Source organism: Streptomyces sp. NPDC001663, assembly GCF_042893105.1.
Lineage (GTDB): Bacteria > Actinomycetota > Actinomycetes > Streptomycetales > Streptomycetaceae > Streptomyces.
In genome coordinates this window covers 112,311-131,948 of the sequence record NZ_JBIAUR010000018.1, presented here as the reverse complement: position 1 = coordinate 131,948, position 19,638 = coordinate 112,311, and the positions used below count along the sequence as shown (strand labels likewise).

Annotated in this window: 18 protein-coding genes and 1 pseudogene; 1 reads left to right on the top strand and 18 read right to left on the bottom strand. The window is 70.3% G+C overall.

What is annotated here, in order from left to right; genetic code table 11:
- Nucleotides 1-2: 2 nt before the first annotated feature.
- The 16 genes and pseudogenes from ACFY1L_RS43590 to ACFY1L_RS43515 form a co-directional block, all read right to left on the bottom strand.
- Entirely contained in the window at nt 3-812 is an 810-nt protein-coding gene (locus ACFY1L_RS43590) for a rhamnogalacturonan acetylesterase (RefSeq protein WP_388838126.1), read from the bottom strand.
- Between the two features lie 108 nt (nt 813-920).
- Nucleotides 921-2,258 (bottom strand): ABC transporter substrate-binding protein, encoded by a 1,338-nt coding sequence (locus tag ACFY1L_RS43585; protein ID WP_388838123.1) that lies wholly within the window; start codon nt 2,256-2,258, stop codon nt 921-923.
- 65 nt (nt 2,259-2,323) lie between these two features.
- Entirely contained in the window at nt 2,324-4,342 is a 2,019-nt protein-coding gene (locus tag ACFY1L_RS43580) for a pectinesterase family protein (RefSeq protein WP_388838120.1), read from the bottom strand.
- 50 nt (nt 4,343-4,392) lie between these two features.
- Entirely contained in the window at nt 4,393-5,901 is a 1,509-nt protein-coding gene (locus tag ACFY1L_RS43575; RefSeq protein ID WP_388838117.1) for a family 43 glycosylhydrolase, read from the bottom strand.
- Nucleotides 5,898-6,743 carry a PmoA family protein gene (locus ACFY1L_RS43570; RefSeq protein WP_388838473.1) on the bottom strand — a complete coding sequence of 282 codons (846 nt, stop codon included), beginning with the start codon at nt 6,741-6,743 and terminating at the stop codon, nt 5,898-5,900. The genes ACFY1L_RS43575 and ACFY1L_RS43570 overlap by 4 nt, the downstream gene beginning before the upstream one ends.
- A complete protein-coding gene (locus ACFY1L_RS43565; RefSeq protein WP_388838114.1) occupies nt 6,743-7,885 on the bottom strand; it encodes a Gfo/Idh/MocA family protein in 1,143 nt (380 codons plus the stop codon). The genes ACFY1L_RS43570 and ACFY1L_RS43565 overlap by 1 nt, the downstream gene beginning before the upstream one ends.
- Nucleotides 7,882-9,168: a polysaccharide lyase family 1 protein gene (locus ACFY1L_RS43560; RefSeq protein ID WP_388838111.1), complete on the bottom strand. Its 1,287-nt coding sequence runs from the start codon at nt 9,166-9,168 to the stop codon at nt 7,882-7,884. The genes ACFY1L_RS43565 and ACFY1L_RS43560 overlap by 4 nt, the downstream gene beginning before the upstream one ends.
- Nucleotides 9,165-9,362, bottom strand: coding sequence for a hypothetical protein (locus ACFY1L_RS43555; RefSeq protein WP_388838108.1), 198 nt, complete (start codon nt 9,360-9,362; stop codon nt 9,165-9,167). Before ACFY1L_RS43555 ends, ACFY1L_RS43560 begins: the two co-directional genes overlap by 4 nt.
- Before the next feature lie 26 nt (nt 9,363-9,388).
- The gene (locus ACFY1L_RS43550) at nt 9,389-10,273 is read right to left on the bottom strand and encodes a carbohydrate ABC transporter permease (protein ID WP_388838105.1); all 885 of its coding nucleotides are present in this window, start codon (nt 10,271-10,273) and stop codon (nt 9,389-9,391) included.
- Nucleotides 10,270-11,205, bottom strand: a complete 936-nt coding sequence (locus ACFY1L_RS43545) for a carbohydrate ABC transporter permease (protein WP_388838102.1) — start codon at nt 11,203-11,205, stop codon at nt 10,270-10,272. The genes ACFY1L_RS43550 and ACFY1L_RS43545 overlap by 4 nt, the downstream gene beginning before the upstream one ends.
- A gap of 111 nt (nt 11,206-11,316) precedes the next feature.
- Nucleotides 11,317-13,038, bottom strand: coding sequence for an L-arabinonate dehydratase (araD, locus tag ACFY1L_RS43540; protein WP_388838099.1), 1,722 nt, complete (start codon nt 13,036-13,038; stop codon nt 11,317-11,319).
- Nucleotides 13,035-13,946, bottom strand: a complete 912-nt coding sequence (locus ACFY1L_RS43535; RefSeq protein WP_388838096.1) for a dihydrodipicolinate synthase family protein — start codon at nt 13,944-13,946, stop codon at nt 13,035-13,037. Before ACFY1L_RS43535 ends, araD begins: the two co-directional genes overlap by 4 nt.
- Nucleotides 13,943-14,599: a GntR family transcriptional regulator gene (locus tag ACFY1L_RS43530; protein ID WP_388838093.1), complete on the bottom strand. Its 657-nt coding sequence runs from the start codon at nt 14,597-14,599 to the stop codon at nt 13,943-13,945. The genes ACFY1L_RS43535 and ACFY1L_RS43530 overlap by 4 nt, the downstream gene beginning before the upstream one ends.
- A gap of 148 nt (nt 14,600-14,747) precedes the next feature.
- A pseudogene (locus tag ACFY1L_RS43525) lies at nt 14,748-15,119 on the bottom strand (MBL fold metallo-hydrolase); the annotation flags it as partial.
- Between the two features lie 40 nt (nt 15,120-15,159).
- On the bottom strand, nt 15,160-15,747 hold the full coding sequence (locus ACFY1L_RS43520) for a TIGR03086 family metal-binding protein (protein WP_388838090.1): 588 nt from the start codon (nt 15,745-15,747) through the stop codon (nt 15,160-15,162).
- Nucleotides 15,748-15,802: 55 nt separating this feature from the next.
- The gene (locus ACFY1L_RS43515) at nt 15,803-16,210 is read right to left on the bottom strand and encodes a DUF6010 family protein (protein ID WP_388838086.1); all 408 of its coding nucleotides are present in this window, start codon (nt 16,208-16,210) and stop codon (nt 15,803-15,805) included.
- A 145-nt stretch (nt 16,211-16,355) separates the two neighbouring features.
- Here ACFY1L_RS43515 and ACFY1L_RS43510 point away from each other — a divergent pair, with 145 nt between their 5' ends.
- On the top strand, nt 16,356-17,600 hold the full coding sequence (locus tag ACFY1L_RS43510) for an MFS transporter (protein WP_388838083.1): 1,245 nt from the start codon (nt 16,356-16,358) through the stop codon (nt 17,598-17,600).
- On the opposite strand, the gene ACFY1L_RS43505 is transcribed toward ACFY1L_RS43510, so the two are convergent.
- Nucleotides 17,537-18,700 carry a hypothetical protein gene (locus ACFY1L_RS43505; protein ID WP_388838080.1) on the bottom strand — a complete coding sequence of 388 codons (1,164 nt, stop codon included), beginning with the start codon at nt 18,698-18,700 and terminating at the stop codon, nt 17,537-17,539. The genes ACFY1L_RS43510 and ACFY1L_RS43505 overlap by 64 nt on opposite strands.
- Nucleotides 18,697-19,638 carry a 5-dehydro-4-deoxyglucarate dehydratase gene (locus ACFY1L_RS43500; protein WP_388838077.1) on the bottom strand — a complete coding sequence of 314 codons (942 nt, stop codon included), beginning with the start codon at nt 19,636-19,638 and terminating at the stop codon, nt 18,697-18,699. The genes ACFY1L_RS43505 and ACFY1L_RS43500 overlap by 4 nt, the downstream gene beginning before the upstream one ends.

The following is a 19,638-nucleotide window of genomic DNA, read 5'->3' as shown; positions in this document are numbered from 1 at the left end:
GGTTACGCAACCGAGGCGTCGGTCGCCTCGGGCCAGGTGATCCAGGACGTGGGAATGTCGTCGTGCAACCGGATGACGTCCCGCGGTGCGAGCACCCGTGTGCGCAGCAACTCCCGCGCCACGAGCCGCGCCACGGCGATCGCGCCCGGCGGATTGAAGTGCGTGTTGTCCTGCTCGGTGGCGGTCCAGTTGAAGTACTTCTTGGTCTCCTCGACCCCGAGCTCCTGCCACAACGCGAGCGACAACGCCTCGATGTCGAGCAACGCCACCCGCTCCTGTTCGGCGAGCGCGCGCATGGCAGCGGGATACTCCCCGTGGGTCGGCACGGCGTTCCCGTCGGCGTCGAACCTGCGGCGCTCGACGGGGGTGGCGAGAACAGGCCGGGCACCGTGCGAGCGCGCACCCTCGATGTACAGCCGCAGATAGTCCTGATACGTCGTCCAGGGCTCGGTGTACCGGGTGGGGTCCTCGCTCTTCTCGTCGTTGTGCGCGAACTGGATGAGCAGGAAGTCACCGGGCCGGATCACCGCGAGGATTGCGTCGAGCCGGCCTTCGTCGAAGAAACGCTTCGAACTGCGCCCGTTCACGGCGTGATTGGATACGGGCAACTCCTTGCGGAGGAAGAACGGAATGGCCATACCCCACCCGGTCTCGGGAGCGGCGTCGGCGTATTTCTGCGCGGCGGTGGAATCACCGGCGATGTAGAGGGTGCGCTGCCGCCTGGTGGCGGCCTGAGCGGTGCCAGCAGCCGCAAAGGCGAGAGGAACAGCGCCGAGGGCGGCCAGAGAAACCTGTCTGCGGGTAAGAGACACAGCGGTGCCTTTCAAACAGGGGGTACTGGGATGTCTTTAGGGGCGCGGGGAACTGCGCGACCAGCCACGACCGACCGGCAGTCCCCCACCAACCGAAACCACCCGAGCTCAGTGGTTCTTCTTCCAGTCCGCCTGCGCCTTGTTCAACTGATCCGCAAGCGTGTCCAGGAACTCCTTCGCCGTCATCTTCCCGAGCAACACCTTCTGGAAGTTCGGCTCGTTGTCCGCCTTGGAGATCGTGTTCCAGTCCGGCAGGTAGTACGGCAACTGCACAATCTTCGTACCGTCACCATTCAGCGCCTCCGCCGCCAGCTTCGTGGGCTCGGCCTTCTGGATCCACGCATCCTTCGCGGCCTCGGTGTTCGCAGGGATCTGCCCCGCGGACTCGTTGAACTTCGAGTTCTCCTCGTGCGAGACCGCGAACTCGACGAACTTCCACGCGGCCGCCTTGTTCTTGCTTGACTTGAAGACACTCAGCCCGTCGACGGGGTTGGAGATCTGCACCCGCGTACCGTCGTCCATCGTCGGGTTCGGCAGACCACGGAACTTGTCCGCGCCCAGCGCCTTCAGATGGTCCTGGTACGAGCCGAGGTTGTGGCTCAGCATCCCGATCGTGCCGCTGTCCCACTGCGCGACCATCTTGGTGAAGTCGTTGTTGACGTCGGCGGACGGAGTGTCCTTCTTGTACAGGGCGACGTACTTCTCGAACGCGGCCACGATCTTCGGGTCGTTGACCGTGGTCTTGTCGCCGTTCCAGAACGAAGTGATACCGCTCTGGCTGTACGACGCGTCCAGAGCCGGCGCAATGGAACCCTCGCCGCCACGGATGGTGAACCCGAACTGGTTCTTCTTCTTGTCGGTGAGCTTGTCGGCGGCCTCGTAGAACTTCGACCACGTCGTCGGCGCGTCCAGACCAGCCTTCTTGAACAGGTCGGTCCGGTACCACAGCGTGCCGTTGTTGGACGAGGTCGGGATCTGGTACAGCTTGTCGCCGCCGCCCGCGGCCCGGCTGCTGTCCAGCAGGTTCTGGCTCAGCTTGCCGTTCAGCGAGCTCTTCTCGAGCCGGCTGTCCAGCGGATCGAGGGCGCCCTGGACCGCGACCTCGGCGAGCATCGCGGTGCCCACGCCGCCGACGTCGGGCAGGCCGCCGCCCTGGATGGCGGTGTCGTACTTGGACTGGGCGCTCGCGGCGGGGATGCCGACGTAGTTGACCTTGATGTCCGGGTTCTTCTTCTCGAAGTCGGCGATGATCTCCTTCCAGATGTCGGTACGGACACCGCCGTTGTTGTCCCAGAAGGTGATCTCGCCCTTGCCGGAGCCCTCGTTGCCCTTGTCCCCCGCGCTGCCGCTGCCGTCGTCGCCGCAGGCGGTGGCGGTCAGGGCGAGCACGGAGCCCAGGGCGACGGCGACGGCCGCGCGCCTGCTTCTGCGGATGCTGCTCTTCATTGGTCGGCTCTCTTCTTCTGGATCCAACTGAGACATGAAGTTGTGGGGGGTATGCAGGGCACAGCTCAACGGCTGCTGTGGGGAGCCCAGTTGTCGTTGCCCTTGAGGTAGTCGGCGACGGTGTGGGTCTTCGCGTCGGCGTCGCTCATCTGCGGCCGGTCCGCAGTCACCGCGGCTCCCGGCCCGTGGTTCCGGTACTCCGAGAACCGCGCGTCCTTCCACGAGAACCCGCTCATGTCGGTCCACGGCGAGGACTTGACCGCGGCGGGCAGTTCGCTGTCCCGGATCAACACCTGTGCCACGGCTGCCGGTTCACCGCCGGGATGCCACGGCCGCCCGAGGTGGAAGGACTGCTCGGGCGCGTCGCTCACGACCTTCGACCGCGTGATCAGGAACCCGTACGGGTTGCCGGTCCACGTCGAAGCGGCCGTCATGTAGCCGTTGTTGGTGGTCGAGCCCCGGCTCAGCAGCCGGATCACCGAACGCTCGATCACGGTCGTGGCCCGCCCGTAGACGAAGTCGACATCGCCCTCGATGTACGAGTCGCGGATGTAGACCCGGCTGACGGTGGTCAGCTTGGGGCTGTCGGTCATGAGCGTGTCCTGATTGCCCAGGAACGCGGTGTCCTCGAAGACGATCCGGTCACCGGTCGTCTTCATCGCGAGCGCCTGCTCACCATTCAGCTCGACCGCAGCCTCGTCGAAGTCGTTGCTGAAGGTGAGGTTGCGAGCGGTGACGTCGTTCGCGGCGATCCGCACCGTCGCGCTGCCCGTCGAACCGCCGTACGCGGCAGGCGTGTCGTGGACGATGACGGTGTCCGAGCGGTCCCGGCCGATCCCGGCCAGCGTGATGTCCGGCTTGGTCGCGGGGATGTAGACCTTGGCGCGGTACGTGCCGGGAGCGACGGCGATGGTCACCGGCACGGCGTTCCCGTCGGGCACGGCATCGACGGCGGCCTGCACGGTCGGGTAGTCGCCCGGGACATGGAGCACGACCCCGATCCGCTTCTGCGGCCCGGAGAACTTCGTCACCAGCGCCGGCACCGCAGCCGCCGGATCCAGCCGGTAGTCGTAGAACTCCCGAGGATCGAAGGCGGCACCCCACTCGTCGGTCCGCCCGGTGGTGTTCTTCAGGATCGACCCGCGCTGCACCAACTCCGCGGTGGCGTCGGCCTGGTAGGGATGCTGGACACCGTCGTAGTAGCTGTTCTCGATGACCATCCTGGTGTGGCCCCGCGACCAGTTCCCGTACGTCCACACCGGGTCGCCGTCGGACACCTGCGCCGACAGGTAGTTGTTGTAGAGGTGGGCGTAGGCGCAGTTGTCGGCGGACGGGTTGCGCTGCTTCGTGCCCGTGAACCAGTTGTGGTCGATGGTGACCTGGGTGACCACGTTGGACGTCCAGCCGATCCCGAACGCCTTGTTGTGGTTGCTGAACCGGTTGTAGGAGACGGTGATGTACTGACTGTCCTTGCGCAGGTCGATCAGTCCGTCGCCCATGTGCGTGAGGCGGTTGTGGTCGATCCAGACGTGGTCGACGGTGTCCATCTGGATCGCGTCGAAGTCCTGCGTCTTGCCGTCCCAGTCGCCCTCGACGTACGAGTCCCGGATCGTCAGATTGCGGATGATCACGTTGTGCGTGCCGGGGTCGAGATGCAGCTCGCCGTGGACGATCTCGCCGGTGTCGCCGACGCCGATGATGGTCTTGTCGGAGCCGACGATGATGTTCGAGCCGAACGGTTCGACGGCAATCGATCCCGAGACCCGAATGATGTACGGCTCCTCGGCCGCCGCATACCTGGCCAGCGAGGCCTGGTCGGTGACCGTCACGACCTTGCCGCCCGCACCGCCGGTGGTGCCGCCGGCGAGGGAGGCGAAGCCGTGCGGCTTGTCGGTCCATCGATCGGCGGCGGCCGAGGTCCCCACAGAACTCGCCGAGCCCGAAGTCCCCACCGGGTTCGCGGCCTTGGCCTGCCCGATCGCCCCCAGGCTCAACGCGGCCACTAGGCCGATCACGGCGGCCAGTACCTTGCCGGCCCCCGGTCTCGGCCCTGGCAAGCGCTTGCTATGAAGGTGCTGCGTCATTGCGGCTCCCAACAGGCGTACGGGTGCGGTGCGTTGCACGAGTGCGGTGGTTACAAGGAGTCGATCCTGAAGTGCGTGAAGGTTGCCGCGCCGGCGTGACCCGAGCCGGCGGGCGTGAGCGCGAACAGGCCGAGCAGCGCGCCGACCCAGCGCCAGGGGGTGGCGGCGAAGACGGGACCGGACGGCTGCAGGCCCTCGCCGATGTCGTACAGGAACCGGCAGCGCGCCCCGGCCCGGATCTCGATCCGCAGCCGTACGCGCCCCTCCGGCGCGAGCCGCGGATGGTCGGCGTCCCGTTCCTTCTCGGCGACGGCCTCCGCGAACCGGTGCACGAGATGCACCGCTCCGTCGGCCCCGCGCTGCAGCCCGATCCAGCCGAACGCGTCTCCGAGGACGGCGAGTCCGGCCCGGGCGCCCGGCTCCTCGCTGTGCAGCGCGAGCTCCACCTCGACCGCGGACGGCGTGCCGGGCAGCCGCTGGGTCAGGACGTTCGGGAGTTTACGCAGGTCCTGGGCGTCGGCCGAGCGGACGCAGGACAGGCGCAGTCCGTCGCCGGAGTGCTGGGTGGCCCAGCCCTCCCGCGGGTTGGCGGTCCAGGACCACTGGCGGCCGAAGCGTCCGCCGGGGAAGTCGTCGTCCGTGGCGGGCGCGGCGGGCGGCTGCGGCGGCAGGTCGGGCTTCTTGTGTACGGCGACGGGGGCGCCCTCGTCGCCGAGGACGGGCCAGCCGTCCGCACCCCAGCGCATCGGCTGGAGGTGCACGACCCTGCCGTACGCGCCGCGCTGCTGGAAGTGCAGGAACCAGTCCTCGCCGGCCGGGGTGCGCACCCAGCCGCCCTGGTGGGGCCCGTTGACGGTGGTGTCCTTCTGCTCAAGGATGACCTTCTCCTCGTACGGCCCGAAGAAGCCGCGCGAGCGGAAGGCGCCCTGCCAGCCGGTCTCGACTCCCCCCGCGGGGGCGAGGATCCAGAACCAGCCGTCGTGCTGGTAGAGCTTGGGGCCTTCGAGGGTGAACCAGCCGGGGATGCGGTCGCCGTCGACGATCAGCTTGCCCTCGTCGAGGAGTTCGGTGCCGTCGGGCCGCATACGGTGGCCGGTGAGGCGGTTCTTGACGCCGGAGCGGGACCTGGCCCAGGCGTGCACGAGATAGGCCTCGCCGGTCTCGTCGTCCCACAGGGGGCAGGGGTCGATGAGTCCCCTGCCCGCCTTCACCAGGTGCGGGCGGGTCCAAGGGCCGCGTATCCCGGGGGCATTGATCTGGAAGATGCCCTGGTCGGGATCGCCCCAGAAGATCCAGAAGCGGTCGTCGTGATGGCGCAGCGAGGGTGCCCAGACCCCGCAGTCGTGGCGCGGGGTCCTGAACTCGGCGGCCGGTTCGAGGAGTTGGAGGGCGTGGCCGACCAGGGTCCAGTTGACGAGGTCGCGGGAGTGCAGCAGCGGCAGGCCGGGGGCGCGGCCGAAGCTGGAGGCGGTGAGGTAGAAGTCGTCGCCGACGCGGACGACGTCCGGGTCGGACCAGTCGGCGTCGAGGATCGGGTTCGTGTAGACGTCGTCCGTCACTGGCTCACCGCCTTGCGAACCAGCGCCGCCGCCTCGTGCCGCGACAGCCGGCCGTCGGCGACGACGGTCACGATGCGCCGTACGACGGTGTCGCCCGGCTCGATCGGCAGCCGTTCCTCGTACGCCAACGACGAGCCCACGCCCGGGTATTCGGCGGTGCGCACGAACCACGGGTCCCGGCGGGTCTGCTCCGTGGCGCCCGCGAAGACGAGGGTCCAGGTGGTGCCCGCGAGGGCGAGCCAGTCGGCGCGGCACCCGTGCACCTCCGGCTCGCCCTCGCGGTCGGGGGTGAAGACGTCGGGGGCTTCCTGCTCCTTGCGGGCGCGCCAGAAGTAGCCGCCGTAGGCGGCACCCGGGCGCCCGTTGGTGGCCGGGCTGCCGATGGAGAGCGGGCCGGAGGTGACGTTGGTGAGGGAGAAGGTGAAGTCCAACGCCCAGGCGGCGTCCGTGAGTTCGGTGGCTGCGACCGTACGGCGTTCGCGCAGCAGCTCCGCTCCCGACGCCACCCAGCGCAGCTCCTCCACGAAGCCGTCGGGATCGCGCAGCTGGAAGGAGCTGTGGCGCTGGGCGCCGTGGTTGTCCAGCTCGGTCGGCCCCTGGTCGCGGACGTACGTCCGCCCGCCCCAGAAGTTGTGCCCCTCGACGTCGGGAACGGCGACACCGACGCCGAGGTGGTGGACGTGGTCGGCGGGGCTCAGCTCGGTGACCGCCGTGCCGGCCAGGGTGGTGACGGGGTGCAGATAGGGGCGCGGGGAGAGCCTGGCCGGCAGTTCGGGCCGGGTGACGTAGCGGCCGACCGGGCGGCCGGCGACGCGCAGGACGGGCGAGTCGGTCGTCGTCATCATGTGCTCTCCTCTTTCGGTAGGGCCCAGGTGGCGCCGAGTTCGGAGTAGAGGGCGAGGGTGTCGGCGGCGGCCGCGACGAGTCCGTCGATGCCGTCCACGACTCTGCGGTCCTCGCCGGGGATCAGGTGCCAGGCCCCGTCCGGCAGCGGGCTCGGGTCCGGGGCCAGTCGAATCGCTTCAACAACCCTCATGAAGGCGCCCGTCGCGTCCGGGGTGACCAGCAGCTCGGCGCCGTCGGTGAGGTGGTCGACCAGGTTCTCCAGCAGGTCGGTGCGGCCGTACTCGTACTCCTGAGGGCCGTGGTCGGCGCGCTGGAGCAGGACGCGGTCCTGCTTGTACCAGAAGGTGATCCGCCCGCTGGTGCCGTGCACGACGACATACGGGTCGTCGGGGTCCTCGGCGCACAGGGTCGCCGCGACGGTGATCGGGCGGTCCTGGGCGGTGGTGACGCGGACGCAGGAGGTGTCGTCGGACTCGATGTCGTTGGCACGCAGCAGCTCGAGCTCGATGTCGGTGACGTCCTCGGCGCGCGTGGAGCCGTCCAGCGCGAGGGCGGTGGCGACGGCGTGCGCGAGGGGGTTGGTCAGCACACCGTCGATCACGTCGACGCCGTTCAGGCGCCGCTTCCCGGCCCAGGGCGCACGCCGGTAGTACGACTCCGGCCGCGCCCAGGCGCCGGCCCCGCCGATGCCGACGACCTCGCCGATCGCGCCCTCGGCGACCATCTGCCGGACCGCGGACACGGCGTGCGAGCCCAGCGACTGGAAGCCGATCTGGCAGACCACGCCCGCCTCGGCGACCCCGTCGGCCATCCGCCGGAACTCGGCGTACGACGGCGCGGGCGGCTTCTCCAGGAGGAGGTGAACGCCCTTGCGCGCGGCGGTCAGCGCAAGGTCCGTGTGGGTGGGGATCGGCGTGCAGATCACCGCGATGCGGGCGCCGGTGGAGTCGAGGAGCGCGCCGAAGTCGGCGGACTGCTCGGGCGTGCCGAGGCCCTCCGGGATCTCGTCGGCGGCCAGCGGGGTCAGCTCGCAGATGCCTGCCAGCCGTACGATCCCCTTGTCCTGGAGCCGGCGGATGTTGTCCAGGTGCCAGCGGCCGTGGCCGCGCGCGCCCGCCAGGACGATGTCTGTGCTCATGGGATCCTCCCTGCGCCCGCGCCGCGCGCCACCTCTCGGTCGGCCACCGCGGCGCTGTCGATCTGTGCGTGCAGGGTAGGCGTCCAGCCGACGTCGGCGGTGAGGTCGCGCTCGCTGCCGGAGTTGTAGGCGTTGTAGATCGCCAGAAGATCCACCGGACGGCCGTTGAAGAGGGTGCCGGTCTGGTGCAGGGCGGTCCCGTTCCAGCTCTTCACGAGGTCGGCGACCTCGACATGGCCCGGCGTGCGGAAGGAGTTGTTCTCGGCGTAGATGCCTGACTCCGTGGACACGCCGAGCGAGTAGCGGTACTCGGCGCCCTCCGGGACGACGTACCGGTTGTCGTAGACGTGCACCTGCCCGAAGCGGACGCGGGGCGCACGCTGGACGACGGACTCGAACTGGTTGTGGTGGAGCGTGACCCGCAGCTTGCCGCGGTCGCCGGTCGCCGAGTCGCTGTTGCCGATGAGCATCGCCTTGTCGTGGTCCTCGAACCGGCTCCAGGAGACGGTGACCAGGTCGGAGCCGTTGGTGATGTCCAACAGGCCGTCGTGGCGCAGGTAGTTGCGGGCGAAGTAGGTGGGCTCCTTCGCGTCGGGGTGACCCTTGTCGCTCGCCGTGACGTGGTCGATCCACACGTGCGTGGCGCCGGTCAGCCAGATGTTGTCGTACGACGTCTTCCAGTCGCCGAGGCCTCCGGTGTTGGGCTGCCAGACGGGGAAGCAGTCGTAGGCGTCGCGCAGGTCGAGGTTGCGGACGATGACGTTGTCCGCGTTCTTGACCTGGAGGTTGGCGCCCTTCAGGACCGCGTTGCCGAGCCCGACGATGGTGGTGTTGGAGCCGACGGGCAGCGTGACCCGCGCGGCCTGCTCGGCGGCGGACGCCTGGCGGGCCTCCTCCTGCGCGCCGCTCGGCTTGGCGGAGCCCCAGGTGCGGGGGTCGTAGGCGGCCAGGTACTTCTTCAGGCTGTAGCCGTCGGTGGCGTAGTCGGCGCAGTCCAGGTGGTGGCCGTCGTCGTCGGTGTTGGCGTCGATCGTCCCCGCGATCCTGATGATCTTCGGGGTGTCGCTGCCGCCGTCGAGCGCACGGACCAGGCCGGCGCGGTCGGTGACGGTGTGGACATGGGCGTCGTCGGCGGCCGAGCCACCGGTGGTGCCGGTGCCGTAGGCGGCCCAGCCGTCGTCGGCGGGCAGGGTGTCGCGGCTGATGTCGCGGGGCTCGGCGTGGGCGGGGAGGCAGAAGAGTCCCAACAGGGCGGTGGTGACGGCGATCTGACGGAACCTCATGTCGTCACCGCCCTTGCGCGGGAAGGAAGGAGCAACCGCTCCCGTACGTCCGCGACGCGGTCGGCAGCCGTTTCGGCAGCGCCGCCGAACGCCCCGGCCTCTTCGGACGGTCGGCCGTCACCCGCGATCCGGACGCGGCAGCCGGCATCCCGGGCAGCGGCCCGGTCGACGACGGCCGGAGAGTCCGCCCTCACGCATCTCACCTGCGTCCGACGGCGCCTCATCCCTTCACCGCCCCCGCGCTGAAGCCGGTGATCAGCCACTTCTGGATGAAGGCGAACACGATCACGACGGGTACGGCCGCGATGATGCCGCCCGCGGCGAGCGCACCGAGGTCGACGCTGTCCGCGCTCATCAGGGTGTTGAGGCCGACCGGGATGGTCTGCTTGCTCTGGTCGCTCAGGAACATCAGGGCGAACAGGAAGTGGTTCCAGGCGTGCACGAAGGCGAAGGAGCCGACGGCGATCAACCCGGGCCGCAGCAGCGGGAGCACGACGATGCGGAAGGCCGTGAAGCGATTGCAGCCGTCGACCCAGGCGGCCTCTTCCAGCGAGTACGGCACGTTCCGGATGAAGCCGCTGATCAGGATCATCGACAGCGGCAGCTGGAAGACCGTCTCGGCGATGACGACGCTGCCGAGCGAGTTGATCATCCGCAGGTTGGCGAAGATCTCGAAGAGCGGAACCAGGAGCAGCGCCCCCGGCACGAACTGGGTGCAGAGCAGGGCGAGCATGAAGGCCCGCTTGACCTTGAAGTTGAACCGGGCGAGGGCGTAACCGCCGGCCAGCGCGACCAGGGTCGTCATCACCAGGGTGGCGACGCCGACGAGCACACTGTTCTGGAAGTAGGTGCCGAACGCCCGCTCGTTCCAGACCTTCTCGAAGTGCTCGAAGGTCATCGGCCAGGGCACGAGGGAGGTCGAGCCGGCCGGACGGAGAGCGAAGAGCAGGATCCAGTAGAAGGGGATCAGGGTGAAGAGGAGGTAGATCGACAGGGGGACGTAGATCTGCCAGCGCGGGGCCTCGTCCCAGGCGCGGCGCTTCTTCCTCGGCCGGGCCGGCTCGGGCGCCACGCGCTCCGGCGCGGGTGCGATCTCGGTGATCACTTCTCCTCACCTCCGAACTTGCTCAGCCGCAGATAGACCATCGAGCAGAAGAGCAGAATCACGAACGCCACCGTGGTCAGGGCCGATGCGTAGCCGAAGTTGTGGGCGTCGACGCTGGTGTTGGCGATGTAGAGCGGGAGCGTCGTGGTCTCTCCCGCCGGACCGCCGCCCGTGAGGGTGTAGAGCAGGTCGACGTTGTTGAACTCCCAGACCGCGCGCAGCAGTGTCGACAGGACGATCGCGTCCTTCAGGTGCGGCAGGGTGATGTGCCAGAACTGCTTGAGGCGGCTCGCCCCGTCGACCTCGGCGGCCTCGTACAGGTCCTTCGAGACGGACTGCAGGTCGGCGAGGATGAGGATCGCGAAGAAGGGGACGCCTCGCCAGAGGTCGGCGACTATCGCCGCGGGGAAGACGGTCGAGGTGTCCGAGAGCCAGCTCGTGCCGTACGAACCGATGCCCATGTCCGCGAGGTAACGGGTGATGCCCGTCTGGGAGTTGTAGAGCAGCACCCAGATCGCGGAGGTCAGCACACCGGAGACGGCCCACGGGGAGAAGACCAGCGCGCGGCCCAACGCCCGCCCGACGAAAGTCTGGTTGACGATCAGCGCCAGGGCGAGACCGAAGAGCAGCTGCAGACCGACCTCGACTATGACCCACTTGGCGCTGAAGGTCAGCGTGTCCCAGAACTGCGGGTCGTTGGTGAAGGCCTGGACGAAGTTGTCGAAGCCCGCGAAGCCGTTCCGCCACGGCTTGGTGGGGTTGTAGTTCTGCAGGCTGTAGTAGAAGACGCTGATGACCGGGTAGGCGATGAAACCCAGCATCAGCAGGGCCGCCGGCGCGATCAGCAGGTACGGCAGCCTGCGCGGCGTGGCGGAGGCACGGCGCCGCCGGGGTGGCGCGGGCGGTTTCGCCACGGCTGCGGCTTGGGCCATGACTGGTCTCCGTTCTCGGTACGTCGTGCTTGCGTCGTGCATGCGTCGCGCAGGAAGCGCTTTCTCGTAGTGCGTGGTGCGTTCTTGGCCGTGCCTGGGTGGTGCTGTGGTTCAGCCCGCGTACGGGTCGGCGACCCGGCCCGGACGGGCGAGGAACTCGAAGTCGCAGCCGGTGTCGGCCTGGGTGATCTGCTCGTTGTAGAGCGCGCCGTAGCCGCGCTCGTAACGGGTGGGCGGCGGCGTCCAGTCCGCCCTGCGGCACTCCAACTCCTCGTCGCCCACGTGGAGATGGAGGGTGCGTGCCTCGACGTCGAGGGTGATGAGGTCCCCGGTCCGTACGAGGGCCAGCGGGCCGCCGATGTACGACTCGGGCGCCACGTGCAGCACGCACGCGCCGTAACTCGTGCCGCTCATCCGGGCGTCGGAGATCCGCACCATGTCCCGCACACCCTGCTTCAGCAGGTGGTCGGGGATGGGCAGCATGCCGTACTCGGGCATGCCCGGGCCGCCCTTGGGTCCGGCGTTGCGCAGCACCAGCACGCTGTCGGCGGTGATGCTCAACTCCGGGTCGTTGATGGTGCGTTGCATGGTCCTGTAGTCGTCGAAGACGACCGCGGGACCGGTGTGCTTGAGCAGGTGCGGCTCGGCGGCGATGTGCTTGATGACGGCGCCGTCGGGGCAGAGGTTGCCGCGCAGGACGGCGACGCCGCCCTCGTTCGCGACCGGGTTGTCGCGGGGCCGGATGACGTCGTCGTTGTGGACCTGCGCGCCGTCGATCTGCTCGCGCAGGGTGTCGTACGAGACCGTCGGCCGGTCCAGGTGGAGCAGGTCGGGGATGCGGGAGAGGAACCCGGGGAGGCCTCCGGCGAAGTGGAAGTCCTCCATGAGGTACGTCTGTCCGCCGGGCCGGACGTTGGCCAGCACCGGCACGGTGCGGGCAATGCGGTCGAAGTCGTCGAGGGTGAGGCGGACTCCGGCCCGTCCGGCCATGGCGATCAGGTGGATGACGGCGTTGGTGGAGCCGCCGAGGCCGAGGACGGTGGTGACGGCGTCCTCGAAGGCGTCCTGGGTGAGGATGTCGCTCAACTTCCGGTCCCTGTGGACCAGTTCGACGATTCGGAGGCCTGCCTTGGCGGCCATCCGGTCGTGCCCGGAGTCGACGGCCGGGATGCTGGAGGCACCGGGGACAGTGACGCCGAGCGCTTCCGCGGCGGCGGTGAGCGTGGACGCCGTACCCATCGTCATGCAGTGGCCGGGCGATCGGGCGAGGCCGCTCTCCAGCTCGGTCATCTCACAGTCGCCGATGAGGCCGGCGCGCTTGTCGTCCCAGTACTTCCACATGTCGGTGCCGGAGCCGAGGACCTCGTTGCGCCAGTGGCCCGGCAGCATGGGTCCGGCGGGCACGAAGACGGTCGGCAGGTCGACCGACGCGGCCCCCATGAGGAGCGCGGGCGTGGACTTGTCGCAGCCGCCCATCAGCACGGCCCCGTCGACCGGATACGAGCGCAGCAGCTCCTCCGTCTCCATCGCGAGCATGTTGCGGTAGAGCATCGGGGTCGGCTTCTGGAAGGTCTCGGAGAGGGTGGAGACCGGGAACTCGAGCGGGAAGCCCCCGGCCTGCCACACTCCGCGCTTCACGGCCTGGGCACGATCCCTGAGATGCACATGACAGGGATTGATGTCGGACCAGGTGTTGAGGACGGCGATGACGGGCTTGCCGAGGTGTTCCTCGGGGAGGTAGCCGAGCTGGCGGGTCCGTGCCCGGTGACTGAAGGAGCGAAGGCCGTCCGTGCCGTACCACTGGTGGCTTCTGAGCTCTTCCGGTGACTTCATATCGACCACCCGGCGGCTATCGCGGCGACCTCGGCCCGTTCGTCCTCGGGCAGCGTCCTGCTCGGCGGGCGGACGTCGCGGCGGCACAGGCCGAGGGAGGCGAGGGCCTCCTTGACGACCGTGACGTTGTTGGCGGAGCCGTTCGCGGCACGCAGCTCCTCGAAGCGGCGGATCTGTTCCCAGACCTTCATGGCGGCCGGGTAGTCGCCGGATCGAAGCGCTTCGATCATATTCAGCGAAACGGACGGGGCGACGTTCACGAGTCCGGAGGTGAAGCCGGTGGCGCCCGCGGAGAAGTACGAGGGCGCGTACGGCTCGGCGAGACCGGCGACCCAGACGAAGCGGTCGAGCCCCGCGTCGCGCGCGAACGCTGCGAACTTGGCGGCGTCGGGGACGGCGTACTTGACCCCGATGACGTTCGGACAGGAGTCGGCGAGTTCGGCGAGGCGGAAGCCGGAGAGCTGGGCGTTGCGGATGTACGGGACGACGCCGAGCTCGGGGACGGCCGCGGCGACGGCGCGGTGGTAGTCGACCCAGCCGGCCTGGGAGACGTACGGGTGGACGGGCTGGTGGACCATCACCATCTGGGCGCCGAGCTCGCGGGCGTGGCGTGCGGAGGCGACGGCGGTGGGCACGTCGTGGCCGACCCCGACGAGGACGGCCGCCCGCTCGCCGGCCTCGTCGATGGTCAACTCCGTGACGAGGCGGCGCTCTTCGGGGGTGAGGGCATAGAACTCGCCGGTGTTCCCGTTGGGGGTGAGGATCCGCACCCCGCCCTCGAGCAGCCGACGCAGCAGGGCCCGGTGGGCGTCCTGGTCGACGGTGCCGTCCTCGGCGAACGGGGTCACCGGGATCGCCACCACGTCGGCCAGGGCCGCCCGTCGGGTCTCGAACGTCGCGCTGCTCATGCCTGCCCTTCCTCTTCCATGGCCTGGGGGAACGCTCGCTGCACGAAGGACGCGATGTGGTCGTGGAGGGCGCGTGCGGCGCCGCCGGCGTCGCCGTCCAGGGCGAGCCGCAGGATCTCCCGGTGCTCGTTCGCCTCCCGCTCCCAGGAGGGGTCGGCGGCCCAGGCGACGGCGGAGACGAGGGCGGCCTGGTCGCGGACCTCGTCGAGCATCCGGCCGAGCAGCGGGTTGCCGCACGGCAGGTAGAGGGCGCGGTGGAACTCCCGGTTGGCGAGGGAGCGTTCGGCGGTGTCGGTGGCGTCGTCGGCGCGGGTGAGGGCGTCGCGGGCGGCGTCGAGGGAGGCGCCCCGCTTGACCGCCCGCTTGAGCGCCTCGGGCTCGAGGAGCAGCCGCACGTCGTACACCTCGCGTGCCATGTCCGCGTCCACCATGCGCACCGTGACGCCCTTGTACTGGCTCATGACGACCAGTCCGGTGCCGGCCAGGGTCTTGAGCGCCTCCCGCACCGGGGTCTTGGACACCCCGAACTGCGCGGCGAGCTCGGTCTCCACCAGGGCCTGACCCGGCGTCAACCGCCCGGTGAGGATGCGGCGTTTGATCTCCTCCAGCACGTACTGCGTGCGGGAGGGGATCGGCGTGGGCACAGAGGTCATGCGCGCCTCTCGGATCTCGCGTATCGCGTCTCATATATGACGTACGAAGTACGACGCGTTGAAGGTAGGAGGGGCCGCATGTTTCGTCAATGCTTCTGACAAAGGAAGTTGGGGTTGCGGGGGCGGACGGGTCAGACGGTCCTGGTCAGATGTCGGCTTCGCAGAGGAACAGGTCGGCGTCGGCCGCGAGTTGGGCGAGCCGGGAGGCGAGGAGCAGGTCGCCGTGTCGGGCGGTGTGGCCGTCGTGCAGGGGACGGAAGTCGAGGATGCCGCTCAGGAAACCGGCGTCCGGGCGCCCGAAGAACCCGGCGAGATGCCTGGCGCAGTCGCCGGGTGCGTGGACGGGGATGGGCGCGGGCGGGGTCAGACCGCCGTACGCGAGGCCGTAGACGGCGGCGAGCAGATCGGCGTTGTGGTCCGCGTGGAGGTGCGAGGTCCAGATCGCCGTCAGCCGCGCCGGATCGGTGTGCCGCTGCAACTCCGCGAAGGTGCCGGGACCGGCGTCCACCGACACCTCCGCGCACCGGCGTATGTTCCGCCGTAGCCCCCTGCCCCTGGGATTACGGCGTCCAGCCCGGGTGGCGCCCGCTCAGCCCCACCGCCCGGTCGAGCAGCGAGGCCTCCGCCGGTACCGGCACCACCGGGCCGAAGATGCCGCCGCCCCGGCTCGGGTCCTCGGCCGCGGCCAGCAGGAAGTCGTGGGACGTCTGGAGTGCGGCCGGGTCGGGGGTGTAGTCCTGGCCGGTCGCACGGGCCAGGTCCCAGCCGTGGATGACCAGTTCGTCGACGGCCACGGCGGCCGCGACCTCGCCCGGCAGGTCCACGCCGCCCGCGCGGGTCATGCCCGTCCAGGCGGACGGGTCGCGCCAGGCGTCGGCCAACTCGTCGAGCACCTTGGGGAGTTCCTCGCGCCAGCCGGGGCCGATGTCCGGGGTGACGTCTCCCGGACTGGTGTCGGTCGTCGCGCCCAGGTCCTTGCGGGCGGCGTCCCGGAAGGCGGCGGACAGGCCGAGCAGGTGGCCCAGCATGTTGCGCACCGCGCAGTCCGGACAGGGCGTCCCGTCCGCCAGCTGCTCCTCGCGCACCCCCTCCGCGAGCCGTGCGATCACGCGCGTCTGCGGTCCGAGGTCGAGGGTCGTGTCAGTCATGCACTGCTCCTCACAGTCGTGTCTGTGAGAGGTAGACCGACCACGACCCGGAAACTCATCGCACGCCGGGCTCGACCCGCACAACCCGCACAAGCTCGGCCGGCGTCCGCCCCCCGCCCAGGCACCACAGCGCGATCACCGGATCACAGATCGCACACCCCAGCGAGGAGCTGTGCGCGAACGGCACGATCGGGTTGCCCTTGAGGTGGTGCACGACGTCCCACGCGGTGTGCAGCAGCCAGCCGATACCGATGAAGCTCCAGGAGTCGAGGCCCCGGTAGGCGACGTACGTCGACAGGGCGGTGAACGCGAACTCCCAGCCGCCGAGACCGCCGCCGCTGAGGTAGGCGGCGCCGGCCCCGGCGACCATGAGGGCGTTCAGCCGGCGCCGGTGCGGTTCGCGGACGAGGGACATCAGCAGGACGTAGGCGATGCCGATGAGGATCGGGGCAACGTAGCTCATGGACGTCGACGCTATGGCCGGCCCGGTGCGCCTCCCATGGGGATTACCGACAGGTTCCAACGGGTTCCCGCCGCCGCTTCCGCAGCCGCGGATACGGCACTTGCCCCATCCCCCGCCCGGGTCCTTAGACCCACGATGGCCAGGCATGACGACATCGGCAGGGACGACATGGGCGGTGCTGCGGGTCCTGCGGGACCGCAACGCGGGGCTGTATCTGGCGGGCGTGGTGGTCTCCGGCTTCGGGACCTCGGCGCTGTGGCTCGCCTCGGGCGTGTGGGTCAAGGAGCTGACCGGCTCGGACGGACTGGCGGCGCTGTGCCTGCTCGCCATGTGGGCCCCCACGCTCGTCGGCCCCCTGCTCGGCACGCTCGCCGACCGCGTCCGCCGCAAACCGCTCCTCATCGGCGCGAACCTCCTCCTGGCCGCCCTTCTGCTCACCCTCTTCACCGTCGACTCCCCGAGCCGCCTGTGGCTGCTCTACACGGTCCTTTTCGTGTACGGCGCCGCAGGCGTCGTCCACGACGCGGCCGAGTCGGCGCTCGTCGCCGCCGCCGTCGACCGTGCCCTGCTGGGCGACTTCAACGGGCTGCGCATGACGGCGACCGAGGGCATGAAGCTGGTCGCCCCGCTCGCGGGCGCGGGCCTCTTCGCGGCGTACGGCGGCCCGGCCGTCGCCCTGCTGGACGCCGTCACGTTCGTCCTGGCCACGGGCGTGTACGCCCTGCTGCGCGTCCGCGAGGAGAAGCCGGAGCCGCCCACGAGCGGCTGGTGGGAGCGGACGGCCGAGGGCGCCCGGTTCCTGTGGGCGCACCCCCGGCTGCGCCGGCTGGTCCTGGCCGGCGGCACGACGATGCTCTGCGCGGGCATCGGCGGGGCGCTGCTCTACGCCGTCATCGACGGCCTCGGGCACTCCCCCGCCTACGCCGGTGTCCTGTACGCCGTCCAGGGCGCCGGCTCGGTCGCGGTCGGGCTGGTCTCGGGGCCCGCGCTGCGGCGGCTGGGGGAACGCCGGTTCGCCACGTACGGCATCGCCCTCACGGCGGTTGCGGTAGCAACGCGGGCGGTCCCGTCCGACCCGGTGGCCCTGGCCTGCAGCGCGGCGAGCGGCGTGGGGCTGCCCTGCGTCCTGATCGCCGCGCTGACCGCCGTGCAGCGCGAGACCCCGGACGCGCTGCTCGGCCGTACGGCCGCCACGGCGAACACGCTCCTGTTCACGCCGAACGTGCTCGGGCTGGCCGTAGGGGCCGCGCTGGTAGAACTGGCCGACTACCGGCTGGTGTTGATCGCCCTGGGAGCGGTCCTGGTGGTACCCGCGGCTTCGCTCCTTCAGAATCCGGCGAGCGCCGAGCGCACCGCCTCCAGGTCCCCGTCCGACGCCAACCCGGCGTGATACAGCCGCAGTTGGGTGGCACCCCGGTCCCGGGCCGCCGCCGCGTCCGCGGCCAGGGTGGCCGGGCTGCCGCCCATGCCCGAGACCACGGGGAAGTTGGCGGCGATGACGGCCGCCTCGCGGCCCTGCTCGGCGAACGGCGTCAGCAGCTCCGCACCGCCCGCGCACGGCACGACCACGCCGTCCGCCACGGACAGGATGTGCTCAGGGTCGACACCCGGGTTGGCGCCGACGTGGTACGTCACCGGGTCGGCGTGCAGCAGCACCTGGAAGCCCTCGGGGGCCGCCTCGCGCACCGCCCGGACCGCCGTCTCCTGGAGCGTGCGGGCGGTTTCGTCACGCCACGCGCGCGTGGCCGATGCCGTCGCCTCGCCGAGCAGCTTCTCGACCCCGGCCCAGCCCCCGTCGTCGGGCGCCCCCTGCCACAGCGGCTCCAGCGCGTCCCGTACGGCGGCCGCAAACTCGTCGGCGTCCAGGCCCTGTTCGCCGTAGCCCGCCCGGCAGACGGTGCAGAAGCAGAGCGCCATGAGGTACATCCCGACGTCCCCGAGGCCGACCCCGCCGGTCTTGTCGTGGGCGTGCAGATGCTGCAGCCCGTACCAGCCGAGGGACTCCAGCTCGGTGCCGCGCGCCCCGGGACGTACGGCTGCCTCGGCAGCCAGGTCGACGAGGTACGCGCGCGTGGCGGGCCGGGCGATGCACGGCGCCCACGGGTAGCGGTCGCCGTAGGCGTTGACGACGGAGGTGTCCGGATGTTCGGCGCCCAGGCGGGAGTTGTGCGCGAGGACCACCCAGGTGTGCACCTCGAGGCCGGCGTCCGCGAGGGCCGCGGCGGCCTCGCCGTACGCGTCTCCGGGCGCCCAGTCGCCGGCCGCGTACGGGCGCAGCTCCCGGCCCTCCCAGCGCGCGTCCGTGGGGTACAGCACGGCGGCGTGTTCGGCGGTGACGATGCGGTGGCGCGGGTGGCGGGGTGTGAGCGCGCGCGTGGAGTGGTACGCGGAGGCCAGCGTCACCTGCTGGACGCCGAGCGCGGCGATACGGCTCGCGGCCTCCGGGTCCCCGTTGACGTCCCAGGGGTAGACGAAAGTCGACGCCTTCACTTGCCGTCCTCCAGTAGTGCGTACCCGCGCTCGATCAGCTCGGCGAGCTGTTTGACATGGTCCTCGGCGGGTTCGTGCAGCGGCGGCCGGACCTCCCCCACGTCCAGCCCGCGCAGTCGTACACCTGCCTTGACCAGGGACACGGCGTACCCGCGGCCCTGGGCCCGCAGTTCGACGAACGGGCGGTAGAAACCGTCGAGGAGACGGTGCACCGTCGTGTCGTCGCCCGTCTCCAGCGCCCGGTGGAAGGCGAGCGCGATCTCCGGGGCGAAGCAGAACACGGCGGAGGAGTAGAGCGGGACTCCGACGGCGCGGTAGGCGAGTTGGGTCTGCTCGGCGGTCGGCAGGCCGTTGAAGTAGAGGAAGTCACCGGGGACCTCGGTGCGCACGGCGCTGACGATGCGCTGCATGAGGTCGAGGTCGCCGAGGCCGTCCTTGAAGCCGATGATCCCGTCCGTGCGGGCCAGTTCGACGACGCTCTGCGGGGTGAACACGGCGTTGTCGCGCTGGTAGACGATCACCGGCAGCCCGGTCGCGGCGGCCACCTCCCGGTAGTGCCGCAGCAGCCCCTCCTGCCCGGCGACCACGAGGTACGGCGGCATGGCGAGCAGTCCGTCCGCCCCGGCGGCTTCGGCCACGCGCGCGTACCGCACGGCGAGTGCGGTGCCGTACCCGGCGCCGGCGACGACCGGCACCCGGCCGTCCGTCTCCTCGACGGCCGCCCGTACGCAGGCCTCGAACTCCTCGGGGGTGAGCGCGTGGAACTCGCCGGTGCCGCAGCACGCGAAGACCGCGGCGGCCCCGGCCTCGACCCCGCGGCGCACATGCGCACGGAAGGCGTCGAGGTCGACCGAGCCGTCCGGGCCGTAGGCGGTGACCGGGAAGAACAGCGGCCCGCTGGGGATGCTGAGTCGAGCGGCGAGGGGGGCTGGCGTCAC